Annotated in this window: 17 protein-coding genes and 1 tRNA gene; 11 read left to right on the top strand and 7 right to left on the bottom strand. The window is 58.9% G+C overall.

Going from position 1 to position 17333, the window contains the following annotated elements:
- The first annotated feature begins 17 nt into the window (after positions 1-17).
- From BFP95_RS02810 to BFP95_RS02820, 3 genes are all read left to right on the top strand, one after another.
- Positions 18-752: a phosphoadenylyl-sulfate reductase gene (locus BFP95_RS02810; protein WP_065873909.1), complete on the top strand. Its 735-nt coding sequence runs from the start codon at positions 18-20 to the stop codon at positions 750-752.
- Between the two features lie 469 nt (positions 753-1221).
- On the top strand, positions 1222-2748 hold the full coding sequence (locus BFP95_RS02815; RefSeq protein WP_065881288.1) for an NCS1 family nucleobase:cation symporter-1: 1527 nt from the start codon (positions 1222-1224) through the stop codon (positions 2746-2748).
- Between the two features lie 13 nt (positions 2749-2761).
- Positions 2762-3490, top strand: a complete 729-nt coding sequence (locus BFP95_RS02820; RefSeq protein ID WP_065881290.1) for an aspartate/glutamate racemase family protein — start codon at positions 2762-2764, stop codon at positions 3488-3490.
- Between the two features lie 104 nt (positions 3491-3594).
- Here the strand turns inward: BFP95_RS02820 and BFP95_RS02825 are convergent, their stop codons facing one another.
- Positions 3595-4518 (bottom strand): LysR family transcriptional regulator, encoded by a 924-nt coding sequence (locus tag BFP95_RS02825; protein ID WP_065909229.1) that lies wholly within the window; start codon positions 4516-4518, stop codon positions 3595-3597.
- 126 nt (positions 4519-4644) lie between these two features.
- Between BFP95_RS02825 and BFP95_RS02830 the strand changes: the two genes are divergently transcribed.
- Positions 4645-5391, top strand: a complete 747-nt coding sequence (locus BFP95_RS02830; protein WP_065881293.1) for a 3-oxoacyl-ACP reductase family protein — start codon at positions 4645-4647, stop codon at positions 5389-5391.
- 114 nt (positions 5392-5505) lie between these two features.
- Here the strand turns inward: BFP95_RS02830 and BFP95_RS02835 are convergent, their stop codons facing one another.
- Complete coding sequence (locus BFP95_RS02835; RefSeq protein ID WP_065909231.1) at positions 5506-6195, bottom strand: HAD-IA family hydrolase; 690 nt, start codon at positions 6193-6195, stop codon at positions 5506-5508.
- Between the two features lie 108 nt (positions 6196-6303).
- Between BFP95_RS02835 and BFP95_RS02840 the strand changes: the two genes are divergently transcribed.
- From BFP95_RS02840 to BFP95_RS02850, 3 genes are all read left to right on the top strand, one after another.
- The gene (locus BFP95_RS02840) at positions 6304-6669 is read left to right on the top strand and encodes a DUF2784 domain-containing protein (protein WP_065881295.1); all 366 of its coding nucleotides are present in this window, start codon (positions 6304-6306) and stop codon (positions 6667-6669) included.
- A gap of 54 nt (positions 6670-6723) precedes the next feature.
- The gene (locus tag BFP95_RS02845) at positions 6724-7302 is read left to right on the top strand and encodes a DUF4337 domain-containing protein (RefSeq protein ID WP_065909233.1); all 579 of its coding nucleotides are present in this window, start codon (positions 6724-6726) and stop codon (positions 7300-7302) included.
- 201 nt (positions 7303-7503) lie between these two features.
- Entirely contained in the window at positions 7504-7839 is a 336-nt protein-coding gene (locus BFP95_RS02850; RefSeq protein ID WP_049711969.1) for a hypothetical protein, read from the top strand.
- An 88-nt stretch (positions 7840-7927) separates the two neighbouring features.
- Here BFP95_RS02850 and BFP95_RS02855 read toward each other — a convergent pair whose 3' ends face one another.
- Positions 7928-8992 (bottom strand): 2,3-butanediol dehydrogenase, encoded by a 1065-nt coding sequence (locus BFP95_RS02855; RefSeq protein ID WP_256534110.1) that lies wholly within the window; start codon positions 8990-8992, stop codon positions 7928-7930.
- A 93-nt stretch (positions 8993-9085) separates the two neighbouring features.
- Between BFP95_RS02855 and BFP95_RS29745 the strand changes: the two genes are divergently transcribed.
- Positions 9086-9232 carry a hypothetical protein gene (locus BFP95_RS29745; RefSeq protein WP_175405968.1) on the top strand — a complete coding sequence of 49 codons (147 nt, stop codon included), beginning with the start codon at positions 9086-9088 and terminating at the stop codon, positions 9230-9232.
- A 264-nt stretch (positions 9233-9496) separates the two neighbouring features.
- On the opposite strand, the gene BFP95_RS02860 is transcribed toward BFP95_RS29745, so the two are convergent.
- Positions 9497-9586, bottom strand: a tRNA-Ser gene (locus BFP95_RS02860).
- Positions 9587-9922: 336 nt separating this feature from the next.
- Here BFP95_RS02860 and BFP95_RS02865 point away from each other — a divergent pair.
- The 3 genes from BFP95_RS02865 to BFP95_RS02875 all read left to right on the top strand — a co-directional run bounded on the left by BFP95_RS02865 (position 9923) and on the right by BFP95_RS02875 (position 12649).
- Entirely contained in the window at positions 9923-10615 is a 693-nt protein-coding gene (locus BFP95_RS02865) for a crotonase/enoyl-CoA hydratase family protein (protein ID WP_049711967.1), read from the top strand.
- Positions 10616-10828: 213 nt separating this feature from the next.
- Positions 10829-11551 carry a 1-acylglycerol-3-phosphate O-acyltransferase gene (locus BFP95_RS02870; protein WP_065909240.1) on the top strand — a complete coding sequence of 241 codons (723 nt, stop codon included), beginning with the start codon at positions 10829-10831 and terminating at the stop codon, positions 11549-11551.
- A gap of 126 nt (positions 11552-11677) precedes the next feature.
- Entirely contained in the window at positions 11678-12649 is a 972-nt protein-coding gene (locus BFP95_RS02875; protein WP_049711965.1) for a magnesium and cobalt transport protein CorA, read from the top strand.
- Here BFP95_RS02875 and BFP95_RS02880 read toward each other — a convergent pair.
- The 3 genes from BFP95_RS02880 to BFP95_RS02890 all read right to left on the bottom strand — a co-directional run bounded on the left by BFP95_RS02880 (position 12646) and on the right by BFP95_RS02890 (position 17000).
- Positions 12646-13371 (bottom strand): amidotransferase, encoded by a 726-nt coding sequence (locus BFP95_RS02880; RefSeq protein ID WP_065873934.1) that lies wholly within the window; start codon positions 13369-13371, stop codon positions 12646-12648. The two genes, BFP95_RS02875 and BFP95_RS02880, sit on opposite strands and share 4 nt — an antisense overlap.
- 259 nt (positions 13372-13630) lie before the next feature.
- The gene (locus tag BFP95_RS02885) at positions 13631-15778 is read right to left on the bottom strand and encodes a 3-hydroxyacyl-CoA dehydrogenase NAD-binding domain-containing protein (RefSeq protein ID WP_065909241.1); all 2148 of its coding nucleotides are present in this window, start codon (positions 15776-15778) and stop codon (positions 13631-13633) included.
- Between the two features lie 16 nt (positions 15779-15794).
- Entirely contained in the window at positions 15795-17000 is a 1206-nt protein-coding gene (locus tag BFP95_RS02890) for an acetyl-CoA C-acetyltransferase (RefSeq protein WP_065873936.1), read from the bottom strand.
- Positions 17001-17333: the final 333 nt, after the last annotated feature.

The raw sequence follows: 17333 nt of genomic DNA on the forward strand, positions 1-17333 counted from the left end.
TGTAGGAAACCGTCCTGATGAACCAAGCCTTCGACGTCGTTGAACTCGCCACGACTTACGCCAACAAGTCTGCGCAGGACATTCTCAAGCTGGCGTTCAGCCAGTTCGGTGATGACCTGTGGATCTCCTTCAGCGGCGCCGAGGACGTGGTGCTGGTAGACATGGCCTGGAAGCTGAACAAGAACGTCAAGGTGTTCAGCCTCGACACCGGCCGCCTGCACCCGGAGACCTACCGGTTTATCGAGCAGGTGCGCGACTTCTACAAGATCGACATCGAGTTGATTTCACCGGACCAGAGCAAGCTGGAGCCCTTCGTTAAAGAGAAGGGCCTGTTCAGCTTTTACAAGGACGGCCATGGCGAATGCTGCGGCGTGCGCAAGATCGAGCCGCTGCGTCGCAAGCTCTCCGGCGTAAATGCCTGGGCCACCGGCCAGCGCCGCGACCAGAGCCCGGGTACACGGAGCCAGGTGGCGGCACTGGAAATCGACACGGCGTTCTCTACGCCGGAGCGCACCTTGTACAAGTTCAACCCGCTGGCGCAAATGACCAGTGAGGAGGTTTGGGGTTACATCCGCATGCTGGAGCTGCCGTATAACAGCTTGCATGAGCGTGGTTTCATCAGCATTGGCTGCGAACCTTGCACGCGTCCGGTGTTGCCGAACCAGCATGAACGCGAGGGGCGTTGGTGGTGGGAAGAGGCTACGCAGAAGGAATGTGGGTTGCATGCGGGGAATATCATCAGTAAGGCTTGATGCCTGGCGCGATATGAAAATGTGGGAGCGGGCTTGCTCGCGAATGCAGTGTATCAGTCACTTATTCGGTGAATGACACACTGCATTCGCGAGCAAGCCCGCTCCCACATTTGTTTTGTGTTGACCCCTAAAATGTACACAAAGATGTAACCATCGGTGCCATATATGTGTGCGATCCTCCTTGATCCGCACCATAACGTAACACCTCTACTCGCCCTCTGTTTCCCATCGCGATCCGTCGCTTTCCCACAGAAAAATAAATAGCTGTTCAAACGGTCAATTTATATCGCTTTTAATTCAGCTAGTTATTTCAAAATTCTACAAAAAGGAAATTATCCGCCGTTTTCATAGATCGAAAACTGGCACGCATGTGGCTTAAGGTGAAATACGCTTTGTATACAATAAATACAAAACCTACATACACTTTGCCATCCGCGGCCCGACTGCTGATGTGCTGGAGCCTGCCGGAATGCGTACTAGCCTCTCGAATAACATCGCACTGGATCCGCCCTCCTCCCTGAACCCCGAGGCCACACGGCCGGGCCCGCTGGTACTCAGCCCGCGCCTGCATAACAAGGACCTGGCGCCCACCAAGGTCGAAGGCCGGCGTTGGGGGCGCTACAGCATCTTTGCGTTATGGACCAACGACGTACACAACATCGCCAACTATTCGTTCGCCATTGGCTTGTATGCATTGGGCCTGGGCGGCTGGCAGATCTTGTTGTCCCTCGGCATCGGTGCGGCGCTGGTGTACTTCTTCATGAACTTGTCGGGCTATATGGGGCAGAAGACCGGCGTACCGTTTCCGGTGATCAGCCGCATCAGTTTTGGTATTCATGGCGCACAGATTCCGGCGTTGATCCGCGCGGTGATTGCGATTGCCTGGTTTGGTATCCAGACCTACCTCGCCTCGGTGGTTTTCCGCGTGTTGCTGACGGCGATTCATCCAGGCTTCGCCGACTATGACCACAACTCCATCCTCGGTCTGTCCTCCCTCGGCTGGGCGTGTTTTGTGGCGATCTGGCTGGTGCAACTGGTGATCCTGGCCTACGGCATGGAAATGGTGCGCCGCTATGAAGGCTTCGCCGGGCCGGTGATTTTGCTCACCGTGGCCTCGTTGGCCGGTTGGATGTACTTCCAGGTCGGCGGCAATATTGCCTGGTCGATCCGTGAACCGCTGAGTGGTGGCGAGATGTGGCGCAATATCTTTGCTGGCGGCGCACTGTGGCTGTCTATCTACGGCACGTTGATTCTCAACTTCTGCGACTTCGCCCGCTCCTCGCCGTGCCGCAAGACCATCCAGGTCGGCAACTTCTGGGGCCTGCCGGTGAATATCCTGGTGTTCGCTGCGATCACGGTGCTGCTGTGCGGCGGGCAGTTCCAGCTCAATGGCCGGGTGATCGAAAGCCCGACCGAGATCATCGCAGCCATCCCTAATACCGTGTTTCTGGTACTGGGTTGCCTGGCGTTCCTGATCGTCACCGTGGCGGTGAACATCATGGCCAACTTTGTCGCGCCGGCCTTTGTGTTGAGCAATCTGGCGCCCAAGTACCTGAACTTCCGTCGCGCCGGGTTGATCAGCGCCACCGTGGCCGTATTGATCCTGCCGTGGAACCTCTACAACAGCCCGCTGGTGATCGTGTATTTCCTGTCTGGCCTGGGCGCGCTGCTGGGGCCGTTGTACGGGGTGATCATGGTCGATTACTGGTTGATCCGTAAAAGCCAGGTGGACGTACCGCAGTTGTATAGCGAAGACCCCAGTGGCGTTTATTACTACAGCCGCGGGGTCAATTTGCGTGCGGTGGCGGCGTTTATTCCTGCGGCAGTGATCGCCATTTTCCTGGCCCTGCTGCCCGGTTTCGCCAGCGTCTCACCGTTTTCCTGGATGTTTGGCGCCGGTATTGCAGGGCTGCTGTATGGGCTGATCGCCAAGCGCCAGCCGTTCTACGCCGATGTCAGCGGCGAAAGCATTGCAGTCGATAACGTCAGTCATTAATCAAGGACATTCCATGCGTATCCTCGTGGTCAACGTCAACACCACCGAATCCATCACTGAAACCATCGCCCAGCAGGCACGGGCCGTGGCCGCGCCGGGCACCGAGATTGTCGGGCTCACGCCCTACTTCGGCGCGGAGTCGGTGGAGGGCAATTTTGAAAGCTACCTGGCGGCCATCGCGGTGATGGACCGGGTGATGGCCTACGACCAGCCGTTCGACGCGGTGATCCAGGCCGGCTACGGCGAACACGGCCGCGAAGGTTTGCAGGAGTTGCTCAACGTGCCGGTGGTGGACATCACCGAAGCCGCTGCCAGCACCGCGATGTTCCTGGGCCATGCCTACTCGGTGGTCACCACGCTGGACCGTACTGTGCCGCTGATCGAAGACCGCCTGAAACTCGCCGGCCTGTACCAGCGTTGCGCCTCGGTGCGGGCCAGTGGCATGGCGGTGCTGGAGCTGGAAGAAGACCCGTTGGCCGCGATGGAAGCCATCGTGCGTCAGGCCGAACTGGCTATCCGCGAGGACAAGGCCGAGGTGATCTGCCTGGGGTGTGGCGGCATGGCCGGGCTGGATGAACAGATTCGCCAGCGCACCGGGGTGCCGGTGGTGGATGGCGTGACGGCGGCGGTTACCATTGCTGAGTCTTTGGTTCGCTTGGGGTTGTCGACGTCGAAGATCAGGACGTATGCGACGCCGCGGCCGAAGAAGGTCATTGGCTGGCCGGGCATGTTCGGCCGGTAGACCGAGGTGTGGCCATCGCAGGCAAGCCAGCTCCCACAGGGGAATGCGATCATCTGTGGGAGCCGGGCTTGCCCGCGATGGCCGCGCCTCGGCCCACAGTTTGATCAGATGGCACTGAATCGCTGGCTCAGTTGCTGCTCGGCAAACTGCTCGATGATGAAATCCACAAACGCCCGGGTCTTGCCGGGCAGCAGTTTGTGTTCGGCGTAGTAAATGGAGATGTTGCCGTCGTCGACACACCAGTCGGGCAATACCCGCACCACGGCGCCACTGTCGAGGAACGGCACAGCCATCGGCATGCTCACCAAGGCAATGCCCAGGCCCTGGGCGCTGGCGCAGCAGGCGGCTTCGGAGTCACTCATGGTCATCCTTGGCTTGAGCATCAACGGGCGTTGCTCTCTTTCAATACTGGTCAACTGCCAGGAACGGATGCGACCGGTTTGTGGTGAGCGGATCAGGATGCCCGTGCAACGCGCCAAGTCTTCAGGCGTGTCCACCGGCGGGCGTTGCGCCAGGTAATCCGGTGAGGCCACTAACACGCGGTGCGCGGGCGTGAGCTTACGCGCCACGACGCCCTGGGGCAGCTCAAAACCACCGCCGATGGCGGCGTCAAAGCCTTGGCCGATCAGGTCGACCTGGCGGTTATCGAAATGCCAGTCCGGGCTGATGTCTGGAAAGCGCCGCATGAACGCTCCCAGCAGCGGCACCACATAGCGATTGCCAAACACCGGGCCCATGCTGACCTTGAGCGTCCCGACCGGCCGCCCTTCGGCAGTGGCCAGATTGGCCACGGCGTTCTGAATGGTGGTGAGGCTGCCGCTGACTTCTTCGAGAAAGAGCTTGCCGGCTTCGGTCAACGTCAGGCGCCGGGTACTGCGCTGGAACAGGCGCACACCGAGACGTGCTTCCAGCTTGGCAACGCTTTTACCTACCGCTGCCGGGGTCAGACTCAGGTGCCGCGCCGCTTCGGCAAAGCTGCCCCCTTCGGCGCTGCGCACAAAGCATTCGATACTGCCAAAGCTTTCCATACCGCCCCACTCTAAACTTTTGGTTTACACAGACTATAGCAATCACGGTCTACCGGGAGGGGCTGGTGAGGTCGATACTCGGCTCCAACAACAAGGCATCCCGCCTTGAACAGCTAGGAGATCGACATGACCACACAAGACCTCAGCGGTAAAGTCGCCTTGATTCAAGGCGGTTCCCGCGGCATCGGCGCCGCCATCGTCAAGCGCCTCGCCGCACAGGGCGCAGCGGTTGCCTTTACCTACGTCAGCTCAGCCGCCAAGGCCGAAGCATTGCAGAACAGCGTGATCAGCGAAGGCGGCAAAGCCCTGGCGATTCATGCCGACAGCGCCGATGCCGGCGCGATCCGCAACGCAGTCAACGCTACAGTCGAAGCTTTTGGGCGCCTGGATATCCTGGTGAACAACGCTGGCGTGCTGGCCATCGCGCCGCTGGAAGATTTCAAGCTGGAAGATTTTGACCAGACCCTGGCCATCAACGTACGCAGTGTGTTTATCGCGACCCAGGAAGCCGCCAAGCACATGGGTGAAGGTGGCCGGGTGATCAACATTGGCAGCACCAATGCCGAGCGCATGCCGTTTGGTGGTGGTGGCCCGTATGCAATGAGCAAGGCGGCGCTGGTCGGCTTGACCAAAGGTTTGGCGCGGGATCTGGGGCCACGCGGGATTACCATCAACAACGTGCAGCCTGGGCCGGTAGATACTGATATGAACCCGGCGAACAGTGATTTTGCCGAGAGTCTGATTGGGTTGATGGCGGTGGGGCGGTATGGGCATGTCGAGGAGATTGCCAGCTTTGTGGCCTACCTTGCAGGGCCGGAGGCTGGGTACATCACCGGTGCAAGCTTGACTATCGATGGTGGCTTCAGCGCATAACAAATGTGGGAGCTGGCTTGCCTGCGATGGCGGTGTATCAGTCAATTTATCCAGCGACTGATACTTCGCTATCGCAGGCAAGCCAGCTCCCACATTTTTTTGACCGCGTTTTGGTCAGGAGAGCGGCGGCAGGCCGTAGGCGGACAGGTCGAAATCCGCGAGTTTGCGGATGATCTGATCGGCATGGTGGTACTTGCTGTCGGCCATGGCTTCATCCGGCACGGCGATGGCGGTCATGTGGGCGGCCTTCGCGGCGGTAACGCCGAAGGGCGAATCTTCGAATACCAGGCAATCCTCGGGCGCAACGCCCAGGCGGCGGGCGGCGGTGAGGAAAATGTCCGGCGCCGGTTTGGCCGCGCCGACTTCCGGGTCGTCAGCGGTGACGATGGTGTCGAACAGGCCGAACCATCCGCGATGCAACGTGGTTTTGTGGCCGAACGAATTGCGCGACGAACTGGTGCCCACGGCGATCGGGATATTGTGTGCCTTCAAATGCCGCACCAGTGCTTCGGCGCCGGGCATGCCCAAGGCCTTGGGGAAGCGCTCGCTCATCAGCGGTTCACGGATCTCGAGAAACTCAGCCGGTGTGATCGGCAAATCCAGCGCCTTGACCACGTAGTCGGCCAAATCCTGAGCGCCACGCCCGATGATGTGCTGCTTGATGCTCCAGTCGTAGGTGCGACCATAGCGTTCGGCGATGATCTGCGTGACTTCGGTGTAGATGCCTTCTGTGTCCAGCAACAACCCGTCCATATCGAAAATCACGGCCTTGATCGGACCGACTGCGGTGTGCGGTGCATTCATCACTACAGAACCCTGGAGGAAGGACTAAAAGGATTCAGCACAATAACGGCCACGCTTGTCAGCTAGCAACCCTTTAGACTATCCACCTCCCCTTTCGAAGTGTCCGCGATGCTCTACCGCCTAGCCGCCGACAGCCTGGTGCTGTTTCACTTGTGCTTTATCCTCTTTGTTCTGTTCGGAGGCCTGCTCGCGCTTAAGTGGCGTAGTGTGATGTGGTTGCACTTGCCTGCTGCTGTATGGGGCGTGGCCGTCGAGGTGTTTCACCTGCCTTGCCCATTAACCCGTTGGGAAAACCTGTTTCGTCATCTCGCCGGGCAGGACGGTTATGGCGGTGGGTTCATCGAGCATTACATCCTCACACTCATCTACCCCGCCGGGCTGACCCCACAGGTCCAATTGGGCTTAGGCGCGGTGGTGCTGATGATTAATATCGCGGTGTATGCACGGTTGATCCGGCGTTACGTACAGGCTTGAGACAGCTTCGCTGGTGAAGAATCAGACTCCCTCATTCCCTTCACAGACGCCGCCATGTCCGAAGCCTTCGAAGTCCCCAGCCCCCACGAAAAACACGTCGAACACACCACCGAACATGCCCACGGCCGCGGGGACAATTTCGCCAGTCGCATCGCCGTGATGACCGCCCTCATGGCCACCCTCGGCGCGATGCTCAGCTACCAGGCCGGCTCCACCGAAAGCGAAGCGGCGATGGACAAAAACAACGCCGCCATCTTCAAGACCGAAGCCGCCAACCAGTGGAATTACTATCAGGCCAAATCCAGCCGACAAAACCTTGCGGAACTCGCCACGCACATTCCAGGTGTGGACGCGGTGCATTACAAGGACGAGATCGAGCGCTACAAGAGCCAGAAGGAAGACGTGCGCAAGCAGGCCGAAAAGCTTGAAGCCACGTCAAAGGAATGGGATGAAAAGTCCGAGCAGGCGCTGCACCAGCATCATCGCTGGGCCCAGGCGATGACCGCGATTCAGATCGCGATTTCGTTGGCGGCGATTACGTTGCTGACGAGGAAGGAGTGGTTGAAGCGTGTGTCCTACGCGGCAGCGGGTGTGGCCGTAATGTTGGGTAGCTTGGCATGGCTGCATATCTGACACGGCGCAAACTAAATGTGGGAGCTGGCTCGCCTGCGATGACGGACCAACAATCAACCTTATTTTTTGCTGTCACTCCGATTACAGACAGGTAGAGAAACATGAAACCTTCAGGCAATTGATTTCAATCTGTTGCCCGAGCAACTAGAGTAGCGCTCCCTCGAGAATTGGATCTCGATATTCCATCCATGGAGTTACACAGTGAAGTACGTCAGTAAAGCAGTTGCCGCAACCGTTCTTGGTCTCGCCCTCGCAGGTTGCACCGGCACCGCCATCAAATCCCCGCAATACGACAGCAGCCAATACACCGTGCTGGGTCACAGCGAAGCCAGCGCCACTGGCATCATGCTGTTCGGCATCATCCCAATTGGCCAGAACAGCCGTTTCGTTCGTGCCCAGGATGCTGCCATCAAGGCAAAAGGCGGCGATGCGCTGATCAACACTCAGATCCAGGAAAAATGGTTTTGGGCTTGGGTGCTGAGCGGTTACACCACCAAGATTTCGGGTGATGTGGTCAAGTTGAAAGCTGCGCAGTAAACCAGCAAGCAGTAAAAAACACCGGGCATTGCCCGGTGTTTTGGTTTTTTGAATGTGGATTTAATGCATCACGCCCCCATCACTCTTTTCAGACTCGAGCAGGTGACACGATGATTTTCACATTGTGCTCCTTGTTGTTGACCAGTTCCTCGAAGCCCTGACCCACGATCTGCTCCAATTGAATGCGCCCAGTCACCAGCGGCGTGATGTCGAGCCGGCCATCCGCAATAAAAGCGATCACGTCAGCGAACTCACCGTTATAGGCCAGTGCCCCCAATACCTGCTTTTCCGTGGCCACCAACTCGAAAAAGTTGAATTCGCTGGGCTCCTCGAAAATCCCCACCAGTACGCACTTGCCGGCCTTACGGATCAAATCGATCGCGAGCTTGGCCGTGTGTTTGTTACCGATGCATTCGAAACTGACATCCGCCCCGAGCCCGCCCGTCAGGCGTCGTACCTCAGCCAGGACATCGCATTGATTGGGATCGAGCACATGGGTCGCCCCCACTTCCAGGGCCTTGGCCTTGCGCGCTCCGGACATTTCCAGAGCGATCACCTGAGCCGCACCCGCCGCCTTGGCGCACATGATGGTACACAGGCCAATGGTGCCGGCACCGACCACCACCACGTGTTGCCCGAGCAGGCTTCCGGCTTTTTTCACCGCGTGCATGCCCACCGCCAGCGGCTCGATCAGTGCCCCCGCTTCAGCCGGAAAGTTCGCCGGCAACTTGTACAGCAGGTTGGCTGGCACATTGACCAGTTCGGCGAAGGCACCATTGTTCATCAACCCGGTGAACGCCAGGTTCTCGCAAATGTTGTACAGCCCGTGGGTGCAGTAGTAGCACGTGCCGCAATGTTGGCACGCATCGGCCGCCACCGGCTCGCCGACACTGAAGCCCTGCACACCGTGACCGAGTTCGACGATCTCGCCACAAAACTCATGACCGAGAATGCACTGGCCCTTAATCCCGGTGAGCGGGTGCGGAGCGTCAACCGGTATGAACACCGGCCCCGCCACGTACTCATGCAAATCGGACCCGCAAATCCCGCACCATTGCACCCGGATCTGCACCCAACCAGCAGGCGGCGAAATCGGCAGCGGAACGTCCTCGACGCGAATATCGTTGCGGCCGTGCCAGACAGCGGCACGCATGCTGCGTTGCGGTTTGATCGAAAGGGTCATCGCGACATCTCCTTGAGACGGTGGGTCCTGGCGCCCCGCAACCGTCCGCCGGCAGGAGCCTCAGTGCTGTTGCGCAGCGGCCAAAACCAGTCGATTGAGCAGGACATCGGGCACTTCTTTTTATTATTGGTTGACCAGTCAGGCTGGGTGCTGGAGCTAGAGCAAGGCCGGTGCCAGATCTGCAAAAACACCTGGACAGCCCTTTTTTAGAGCGGTGGGATGGGTACTCAAGGATGGCGGGAGTCGGGTTCAGATGAGACGCTGCAGGTCAGACGGCACGAGGTAGTTACGAGACTGTGAGACGTTGCGTCTCAGCGCCAGGCGCTAGGAATGAACGCAGATTGGGATCAATGAGGACGGCCATCCCGGCAGCCTGTGTTCCCATGAATATTCCCAAATGGGCTTTTTCGGCCTCCTGAAAACACAAAACCCCTGAAAACTTTTACGTTTTCAGGGGGGTTGTCGTTTCGAATGTGGCGGTGAAGGAGAGATTCGAACTCTCGATACAATTTCTTGTATACACACTTTCCAGGCGTGCTCCTTAAGCCACTCGGACACTTCACCGTATCTCGTCAAACCAGTTCAGTCTGTCGAGGCGCGCTAATGTAGTCGAAAGCCTTTCTGATGGCAAAGGTTTTTTTCAGAATTTTCATGCGGTTAGCCGGTTATACGTGGACGCATCCGGCGAGGGGTGGTGATTGTGCCATTCTCAGGCATCGGCGGCGCGCGTCTGGGGCAGCCATTGTGCCCTGCTCCAGGCATTCCAGCCGCCTGTGTGCGGGAAAAGTCTGACTGGCCAGTCAGTCACAACGCTTTACCGGGGCGGGCGTGGTGGGTAACGTCTGCGCATGCACGTCTATTAACAAGCCTTCTATAACAAATCCTACAAGGAACCGCGTCATGAGTGAGTTGATTGCCTACCACCTCGAAGACGGTATCGCGACCCTGACCTTGAGCAACGGCAAGGTGAATGCTATTTCTCCTGCAGTGGTCAGTGCCTTTAATGAAGCGCTGGACCAGGCGGAGAAGGACCGGGCGGTGGTGGTGATCACCGGCACGCCGGGGATTCTGTCGGGTGGTTATGATTTGAAGGTGATGACTGCCGGCCCTAAAGAGGCGATCGGCCTGGTGACGTCGGGTTCCACGTTGGCGCGTCGTCTGTTGTCGCACCCGTTTCCGGTGATTGTGGCGTGCCCTGGGCATGCGGTGGCCAAGGGCGCGTTTTTGTTGTTGTCGGCGGATTATCGGATTGGGGTAGAAGGTCCGTTCAGCATCGGCCTGAATGAGGTGGCGATTGGCATGACCATGCACCACGCGGGTATCGAGCTGGCGCGGGATCGGCTGCGCAAGTCGGCGTTTCACCGTTCGGTGATCAATGCCGAAATGTTCGACCCACAGGGTGCGCTACACGCTGGTTTCCTCGATAAGGTGGTCGCACCGGAGGAGTTGCAGGCAGCGGCGCTGGAAGCAGCGCGTCAGTTGAAGAAGCTGAATATGAACGCGCACAAGCACACCAAATTGAAGGTGCGTAAGGAACTGCTGGAGGCCTTGGACGACGCCATTATCCAGGACCAAGGGCATATCCTGAGCTAAGTCCTACATCTGATACGCCAGAGCCCGACCTTGAGTCGGGCTTTTTCTTATACCTCAATCCGAATCATCTTCAGCCGCTCTAGCCCGCCGGTGGTCGGCAGATGTTGAAACATGCACTAAAACATCGGCTATCTCCTACCTCTACCGGGGTAATTGCCGAATCCAGTGCACATCCGTACACTGCGCCACCTTTTGTCTCGATAGGCCGTGTCGATGCTTTTTCTGTTGCGTATGTTGTTGATGAGCCTGCACTTTATGCTCGCCGGCGTGCTGGGTGTACTGGTAGGTATCTGCCGGCCATTCAACCCGGACAACAGCCGCCTGTGTGCCCGCCTTTATGCGCTGCCGGCCATGTGGATTCTGCGTTTGAACGTAAAAGCCGATGTGGACTCGCTGCGCAACAAGCCCGGCACCTGCGTGGTGATCGCCAACCACCAGTCCAACTATGACTTGTTTGTCGTTGGCAATGTGGTGCCATACCGCACGGTGTGTATCGCCAAGAAAAGCCTGAAATGGGTGCCGCTGTTTGGTCAGTTGTTCTGGCTGGCGGGCAATGTGTTGATCGACCGGGGCAATGCGCACAAGGCGCGCCGTGCGATGCTCACCACCACCCACACGCTGCAACATAAAGACACGTCGATCTGGGTGTTCCCGGAAGGCACGCGCAACATGGGTAGCGGTTTGCTGCCGTTCAAGAAGGGTGCGTTCCATATGGCGATTGCGGCAGGTGTGCCGATCGTGCAGGTGTGTGTCAGCAATTACGTCACTCACATGCGGCTTAATCGCTGGAACAGTGGTGATGTGCTCATACGTTCGTTGCCGCCAATTCCTACCATAGGCCTGACGGTGGATGACATTCCGGCGTTGATGCAGGCTTGTTATGCGCAGATGGATGAGTGCATCGCGCGGATGGATCGTGAGTTGGAGGGGGCCTGAATACCGATTGGGGCGCTTCGCACCCCAGCGCGAGCAAGCTCGCTCACTACAACAGCCGCTACAACGGAACGTCATTCAAGCTAAGCTGCCCAACATCTGTCCCCCCAATAAGAAGTGATCAGCACCATGGGTAGAGTTGTTGCGGCCGCCGTCTACAGCGCCGGTAAGAAAGTCTCTGATATCACCCTCGACGAAGGCGCGGCCTGGGCCGCCAAACCCGGCCACTTTGTATGGATCGGCCTGGAAGAACCCAACGCCCAGGAACTGGCCAACTTGCAACGCCAGTTCAACCTGCATGAACTGGCCATCGAAGACGCCCTGGAAAAACACAGCCGCCCCAAGCTTGAAACCTTCGGCGATGCACTGTTTATCGTGACCTATTCACCGGTGCGCGAGGACGGCAAGCTGGTGTTTATCGAGACTCATATCTTCGCCGGTAACGGCTACATCATCACGGCACGCAACGGTCACTCGGCGTCCTACGGTTTTGTGCGCCAGCGCTGTGAGGCACGGCCGTTGTTGCTGGAGCATGGGGAAGATTTCGTACTCTACGCGCTGCTGGATTTTGTTACCGAGAACTACCAGCCGGTGAGCGAAGCGATCCATGCCGAGATCGATGAGCTCGAGCATAACGTGCTGTGCAGTTCACTGAGTGAACGCGACATCCAGAAGATTCACGGCCTGCGTCGCGACGTGCTGCGGCTCAAGCGTTATGTGGCGCCGATGGTGGAGATCAGCCAGGAGCTGCAGAAGCTGAACTTCCCGTTTATCGACAAGAATATGCGCCCGTATTTCCGTGACGTGCAGATCCACGTGACGCGGCAGATGGAGGACCTCACCACCCTGCGCGATATCGCCAGCCAGACCATCGAGATCGGTGTGTTACTGGAGGCTTCGCGCCAGAGCGTGGTGCAGCGCAAGTTCGCCGCGTGGGCGGCAATCCTGGCATTCCCCACCGCGGTGGCGGGGATTTATGGGATGAACTTCCAGAACATGCCCGAGCTGCAATGGCACTACGGCTATTTTGCGGTGCTCGGGTTTATTGCGACCGGTTGCATCGGCCTGTGGGCCAGCTTCAAGCGTTCGGGTTGGCTTTAAACCCGGGCCTCGGGCTTGTGGGCCACAAAGCGCATCATCCATTCCGCCACGGTGGCGCCGTGGTGGTCGCGCTCAAGGCTGGCGACGCCGTTTGTGTAGACCTTTTCACCCAGCGTTGTCTGAAGAATCTCCAGCAATTCGCGGGAATAGTCGTGGATAAATTCCGGGTGGCCTTGGAAGCACAGCACTTGATCGCCGATGTGGTACGCGGCGAACGGGCAAAACGCGCTGGACGCGATGACCGTGGCATTTTCCGGCAGCGTGGTCACTTGGTCCTGGTGGCTGATCAATAGCGTCAGCTCTTCCACTTCCGGGCTCATCCACGGCGCCTTGGCGTCGAGCTTGTAATCGTGAATGCCGATGCCCCAACCCTGGCCGGCGCGCTCAGCCTTGCCGCCGAGCAGCAGCGCCAGCAACTGGTGACCGAAGCAGATACCGAGCAGCTTGTCGCCGCGCTCGTAACGTTCGAGCAGGTAGGTCTTGAGGGTCTGGATCCAAGGGTCAGTGCCGAAGGAGTCGGCCTTGCTGCCGGTTACCAGGTACGCGTCGAACACTTCATCGTCCGATGGGTATTCGCCGTTCACCACGTTGTACACGACAAACTCAGCGGGGATGGGTTGCTTGGAGAACAGGCGCTTGAACATCTGCCCATACCCTTGGTATTGATCGATCAAGCCTGGACGCAGGATATCGGTTTCCAGGATACAGACGCGTAGCGACATAAAAAATACCTGACACGGTGATGGGAATAATGCACACCCCAGAGCCTGCCTTGAAATACCCCCTTAAGGCAAGCCCCCCTTAACCCGTAGTACCTACACAATATTGTAGTGAGCGGGCTTGTCCCGCGCCGGGCTGCGAAGCGGCCCTAAAACCTGACACCACGTTTCACCTGAAAAAACGCGACGGCCTTACTGGGGCTGCTTCGCAGCCCAGCGCGGGACAAGCCCGCTCACTACAGGTTATTGGTGCCCCCCTTGATCACCGGAACACGTCACCCTGGGCCGCTTTTTCCAGCAATAAAGCCGGCGGTGTGAAGCGTTCGCCATACTGCTCGGCCAGGTAGCGGGCGCGGGCGACAAAATCGTTCAGCCCGTATTGGTTGATGAACTGCAAAGCGCCACCGCTCCAGGCCGCGAAACCAATGCCGAAAATCGAACCCACGTTAGCGTCCGCCGTGGACATCAACACCCCCTCCTCCACACACCGCACGGTTTCGATGGCCTGGATAAACAGCAGGCGGTCGCGCACATCTTGTGGCGAGATGCGTTGATCGGGCCTTTCAAAGCGGCTTTTCAGCTCCGGCCATAGATACTTCTGCCCGCCGTTGGGGTACTCATAAAAACCGCCTCCCGCCGCCTTGCCGACGCGCTTGTATTCGTTGACCAAAAGGTCGATTACCGCTGCCGCCGGATGCATCGGCACTGCCTTACCTTCCGCCTGCAAGTCCTTAGCCGTCTGCTGCCTTATATGGCTCATCAGGCTCAGAGAGACTTCATCCGACACTGCCAGCGGGCCCACCGGCATGCCGGCCTTGCGCGCTTCGGTCTCGATCATCGGTGCGGCCACGCCTTCGCCAAGCATGGCGATGCCTTCGTTGGTAAAGGTGCCGAACACCCGAGAGGTGAAAAAGCCACGACTGTCGTTGACCACGATCGGGGTTTTCTTGATTTGCAGTACGAAATCGAAACCGCGCGCCAGGGTTTCGTCTGAGGTATGCGCGCCTTTGATGATCTCCACCAGTGGCATCTTGTCCACCGGGCTGAAGAAATGCAGGCCGATGAATTTGCCTGGATCCGGCACTGCTGTAGCAAGCCCGCTGATGGGCAAGGTGGAGGTGTTGGAAGCAATCACCGCATCGGCACCCACGACGCGTTGCGCTGCGGCGCTGACGTTAGCCTTGAGTTCGCGGTCTTCGAACACGGCTTCGATGACCAGGTCGCAGCCGGCCAGGTCGGTATCGGAAGCCGTAGGATGAATCCGCGCCAAGGTGGCTTCCCGCTGATCAGCGCTCAGTTGCCCACGGCTGACCTTTTTGTCCAGCAGCGCCGCGGAATGCGCCTTGCCCTTCTCGGCCGCCGCCAGGTTGACGTCCTTGAGCACGACTTCGACGCCTGCACTGGCACTGACATAGGCAATGCCTGCGCCCATCATCCCAGCGCCGAGCACGCCGACCTTGCCGGTGACGCAAGGCGTGAAACCTTGCGGACGTGAACTGCCGGCGTTGATCTCGTTGAGCTGGAACCAAAAGGTGCCGATCATGTTTTTCGCCACTTGCCCGGTCACCAGCTCGGTGAAGTAGCGAGTCTCGATGAGGTGCGCAGTGTCAAAATCCACCTGGGCACCTTCAACGGCGGCGCAGAGGATTTTCTCCGGGGCCGGGAAACAGCCGTGGGTTTTACTGCGCAAAATCGACGGCGCAATTGCCAGCATCTGCGCCACTTTCGGACTGGACGGTGTGCCGCCAGGCATTTGATACGCCTTGGTGTCCCAAGGCTGCTTTGCATCCGGGTGGGCCAGAATCCAGGCGCGGGATTTGGCCAACAGCTCTTCGCGGTTTGCCGCCAACTCATTGACCAACCCGGCTTGCAGCGCCTGTTGTGGCCTGACTTTTTTACCTTCCAGCAAATACGGCAAAGCCTTTTCCAGCCCCAGCATGCGCACCATGCGCACCACCCCGCCGCCGCCCGGCAGCAGGCCCAAGGTGACTTCCGGCAAGCCAAGCTGCACTGACGTGTCATCCAGCGCGACGCGATAGTGGCACGCCAGGCAAATCTCCCAACCACCCCCCAGCGCCGCGCCATTGATGGCAGCCACCACGGGCTTGCCGAGGGTTTCCAGGCGGCGCAGTTGCGCTTTCAGCACCAACACACCGTTGTAGAAATCCTTGGCGTGGGCCTTGTCGACCTTGATCAGTTCATTGAGGTCGCCACCGGCAAAAAACGTCTTCTTCGCCGAGGTGATCACCACCCCGGCAATGCTGTCCCTCTCCGACTCCAGGCGCTCGACCGTTGCCGCCATGGCCTCGCGGTACACGCCGTTCATGGTATTGGCGCTCTGGCCGGGCATGTCGAGGGTCAGCACCACGATCCTGTCCTGGCCTTGTTCGTAACGAATGGCTTGGGTCATGAAAAATTCCTTGGGCTCAGAGGCGTTCGATAATGGTGGCGATGCCCATGCCACCGCCGACACACAGCGTGGCCAGGCCGTAGCGCTGCTGGCGTACTTCAAGCTCGTCGAGCAAGGTGCCGAGGATCGCGCAGCCAGTGGCGCCGAGCGGGTGGCCCATGGCGATCGAGCCGCCATTCACGTTGACCCGCGCAGCGTCGATGCCCATGTCCTTGATGAATTTGAGAACGACAGAGGCAAACGCTTCATTGACTTCGAACAGGTCGATGTCTTCGACACGCAAGCCGGCCTTGGCCAGCGCTTTGCGCGTTGCCGGCGCGGGGCCGGTGAGCATGATGGTGGGGTCGGTGCTGGTGACCGCCGTGGCGACGATGCGCGCGCGCGGTTGCAGGCCCAGCTCGCGGCCCATGGCCTCGGAGCCGATCAGCATCAGCGCGGCGCCATCGACGATGCCGGAGCTGTTGCCGGGGGTGTGCACGTGATGGATGCGCTCGACGTGGCTGTAGACCCGTAACGCGGTGGCGTCGAAGCCCATCTGCCCCATCATTTCGAAGCTCGGCTTGAGCTTGCCAAGGCCTTCGAGGGTGGAGTCGCCGCGGATGAATTCGTCTTGGTCCAGCAGCACAATGCCGTTCTGGTCCTGCACCGCGATCAGCGATTTGTTGAAGGAACCGTCTGCACGCGCCCTGGCCGCTTTGTGCTGCGAATGCAGGGCAAAGGTGTCGACGTCCTCTCGGGTGAACCCTTCCAGGGTCGCGATCAGGTCAGCGCCAATGCCCTGCGGGGTGAAATGGCTGTGCATATTGGTTTGCGGGTCCAGAACCCAGGCGCCGCCATCACTGCCCATGGGCACGCGGGACATGGACTCGACGCCACCGACCACGACCAAGTCTTCGAAGCCGGAGCGGACTTTCATCGCCCCCAGGTTGACCGCTTCCAGGCCTGAGGCGCAGAAGCGGTTGACTTGTACACCGGCAACGCTGATGTCCCAATCCGCCACCAGCGCGGCGGTCTTGGCAATGTCGGCGCCCTGATCGCCCACCGGGGTCACGCAGCCGAGCACGATGTCGTCCACTTGATGGGTGTCGAGGTCGTTGCGCCGGGCCAGCGCCGTGAGCAAACCAGCCACCAGGTTCACTGGCTTGACGCTGTGCAAGGCGCCGTCCGCCTTGCCTTTGCCGCGGGGCGTGCGTATCGCATCAAAGATCAAAGCTTGGGTCATGACATCCTCGAACCGCTGTGCATGGATGCCTCTACCTTAGGCCCGATTGACACGGTTTCAATGACGGATGCGCTCATTGCTTTTGACCCCGACGCTCGGACGAACGGTAGCCACCTAAGTTAATTACGTGATTAATCGGTTTAGCTGTCTAGCCAAGGCATTGGCGCCAAGATGGCGTTATGCCTCATGCCTTTTTAAGCTGAATTGTTGATTAGCTGATACGAAATAGGTCTAAGCCACGAAGAACGAGGGCTCTAAGGTTGAATCAGTAAGAAGCTGCTGCCGGGTTTTGCTGGAGCAGCTGTAAGAAAAGTGACACGTCATCTCGCCATA

Origin of the sequence: Pseudomonas sp. 58 R 12, from assembly GCF_900005865.1 — a bacterium.
In the GTDB taxonomy this organism is placed as follows: domain Bacteria; phylum Pseudomonadota; class Gammaproteobacteria; order Pseudomonadales; family Pseudomonadaceae; genus Aquipseudomonas; species Aquipseudomonas tritici.

Coding starts and splice junctions, on each gene's coding strand:
- BFP95_RS02810 (WP_065873909.1), top strand. CDS start 18: ATGAACCAAGCCTTCGACGTCGTTGAACTCGCCACGACTTACGCCAAC.
- BFP95_RS02815 (WP_065881288.1), top strand. CDS start 1,222: ATGCGTACTAGCCTCTCGAATAACATCGCACTGGATCCGCCCTCCTCC.
- BFP95_RS02820 (WP_065881290.1), top strand. CDS start 2,762: ATGCGTATCCTCGTGGTCAACGTCAACACCACCGAATCCATCACTGAA.
- BFP95_RS02825 (WP_065909229.1), bottom strand. CDS start 4,518: ATGGAAAGCTTTGGCAGTATCGAATGCTTTGTGCGCAGCGCCGAAGGG.
- BFP95_RS02830 (WP_065881293.1), top strand. CDS start 4,645: ATGACCACACAAGACCTCAGCGGTAAAGTCGCCTTGATTCAAGGCGGT.
- BFP95_RS02835 (WP_065909231.1), bottom strand. CDS start 6,195: ATGAATGCACCGCACACCGCAGTCGGTCCGATCAAGGCCGTGATTTTC.
- BFP95_RS02840 (WP_065881295.1), top strand. CDS start 6,304: ATGCTCTACCGCCTAGCCGCCGACAGCCTGGTGCTGTTTCACTTGTGC.
- BFP95_RS02845 (WP_065909233.1), top strand. CDS start 6,724: ATGTCCGAAGCCTTCGAAGTCCCCAGCCCCCACGAAAAACACGTCGAA.
- BFP95_RS02855 (WP_256534110.1), bottom strand. CDS start 8,992: ATGCGTGCCGCTGTCTGGCACGGCCGCAACGATATTCGCGTCGAGGAC.
- BFP95_RS02865 (WP_049711967.1), top strand. CDS start 9,923: ATGAGTGAGTTGATTGCCTACCACCTCGAAGACGGTATCGCGACCCTG.
- BFP95_RS02870 (WP_065909240.1), top strand. CDS start 10,829: ATGCTTTTTCTGTTGCGTATGTTGTTGATGAGCCTGCACTTTATGCTC.
- BFP95_RS02875 (WP_049711965.1), top strand. CDS start 11,678: ATGGGTAGAGTTGTTGCGGCCGCCGTCTACAGCGCCGGTAAGAAAGTC.
- BFP95_RS02880 (WP_065873934.1), bottom strand. CDS start 13,371: ATGTCGCTACGCGTCTGTATCCTGGAAACCGATATCCTGCGTCCAGGC.
- BFP95_RS02885 (WP_065909241.1), bottom strand. CDS start 15,778: ATGACCCAAGCCATTCGTTACGAACAAGGCCAGGACAGGATCGTGGTG.
- BFP95_RS02890 (WP_065873936.1), bottom strand. CDS start 17,000: ATGACCCAAGCTTTGATCTTTGATGCGATACGCACGCCCCGCGGCAAA.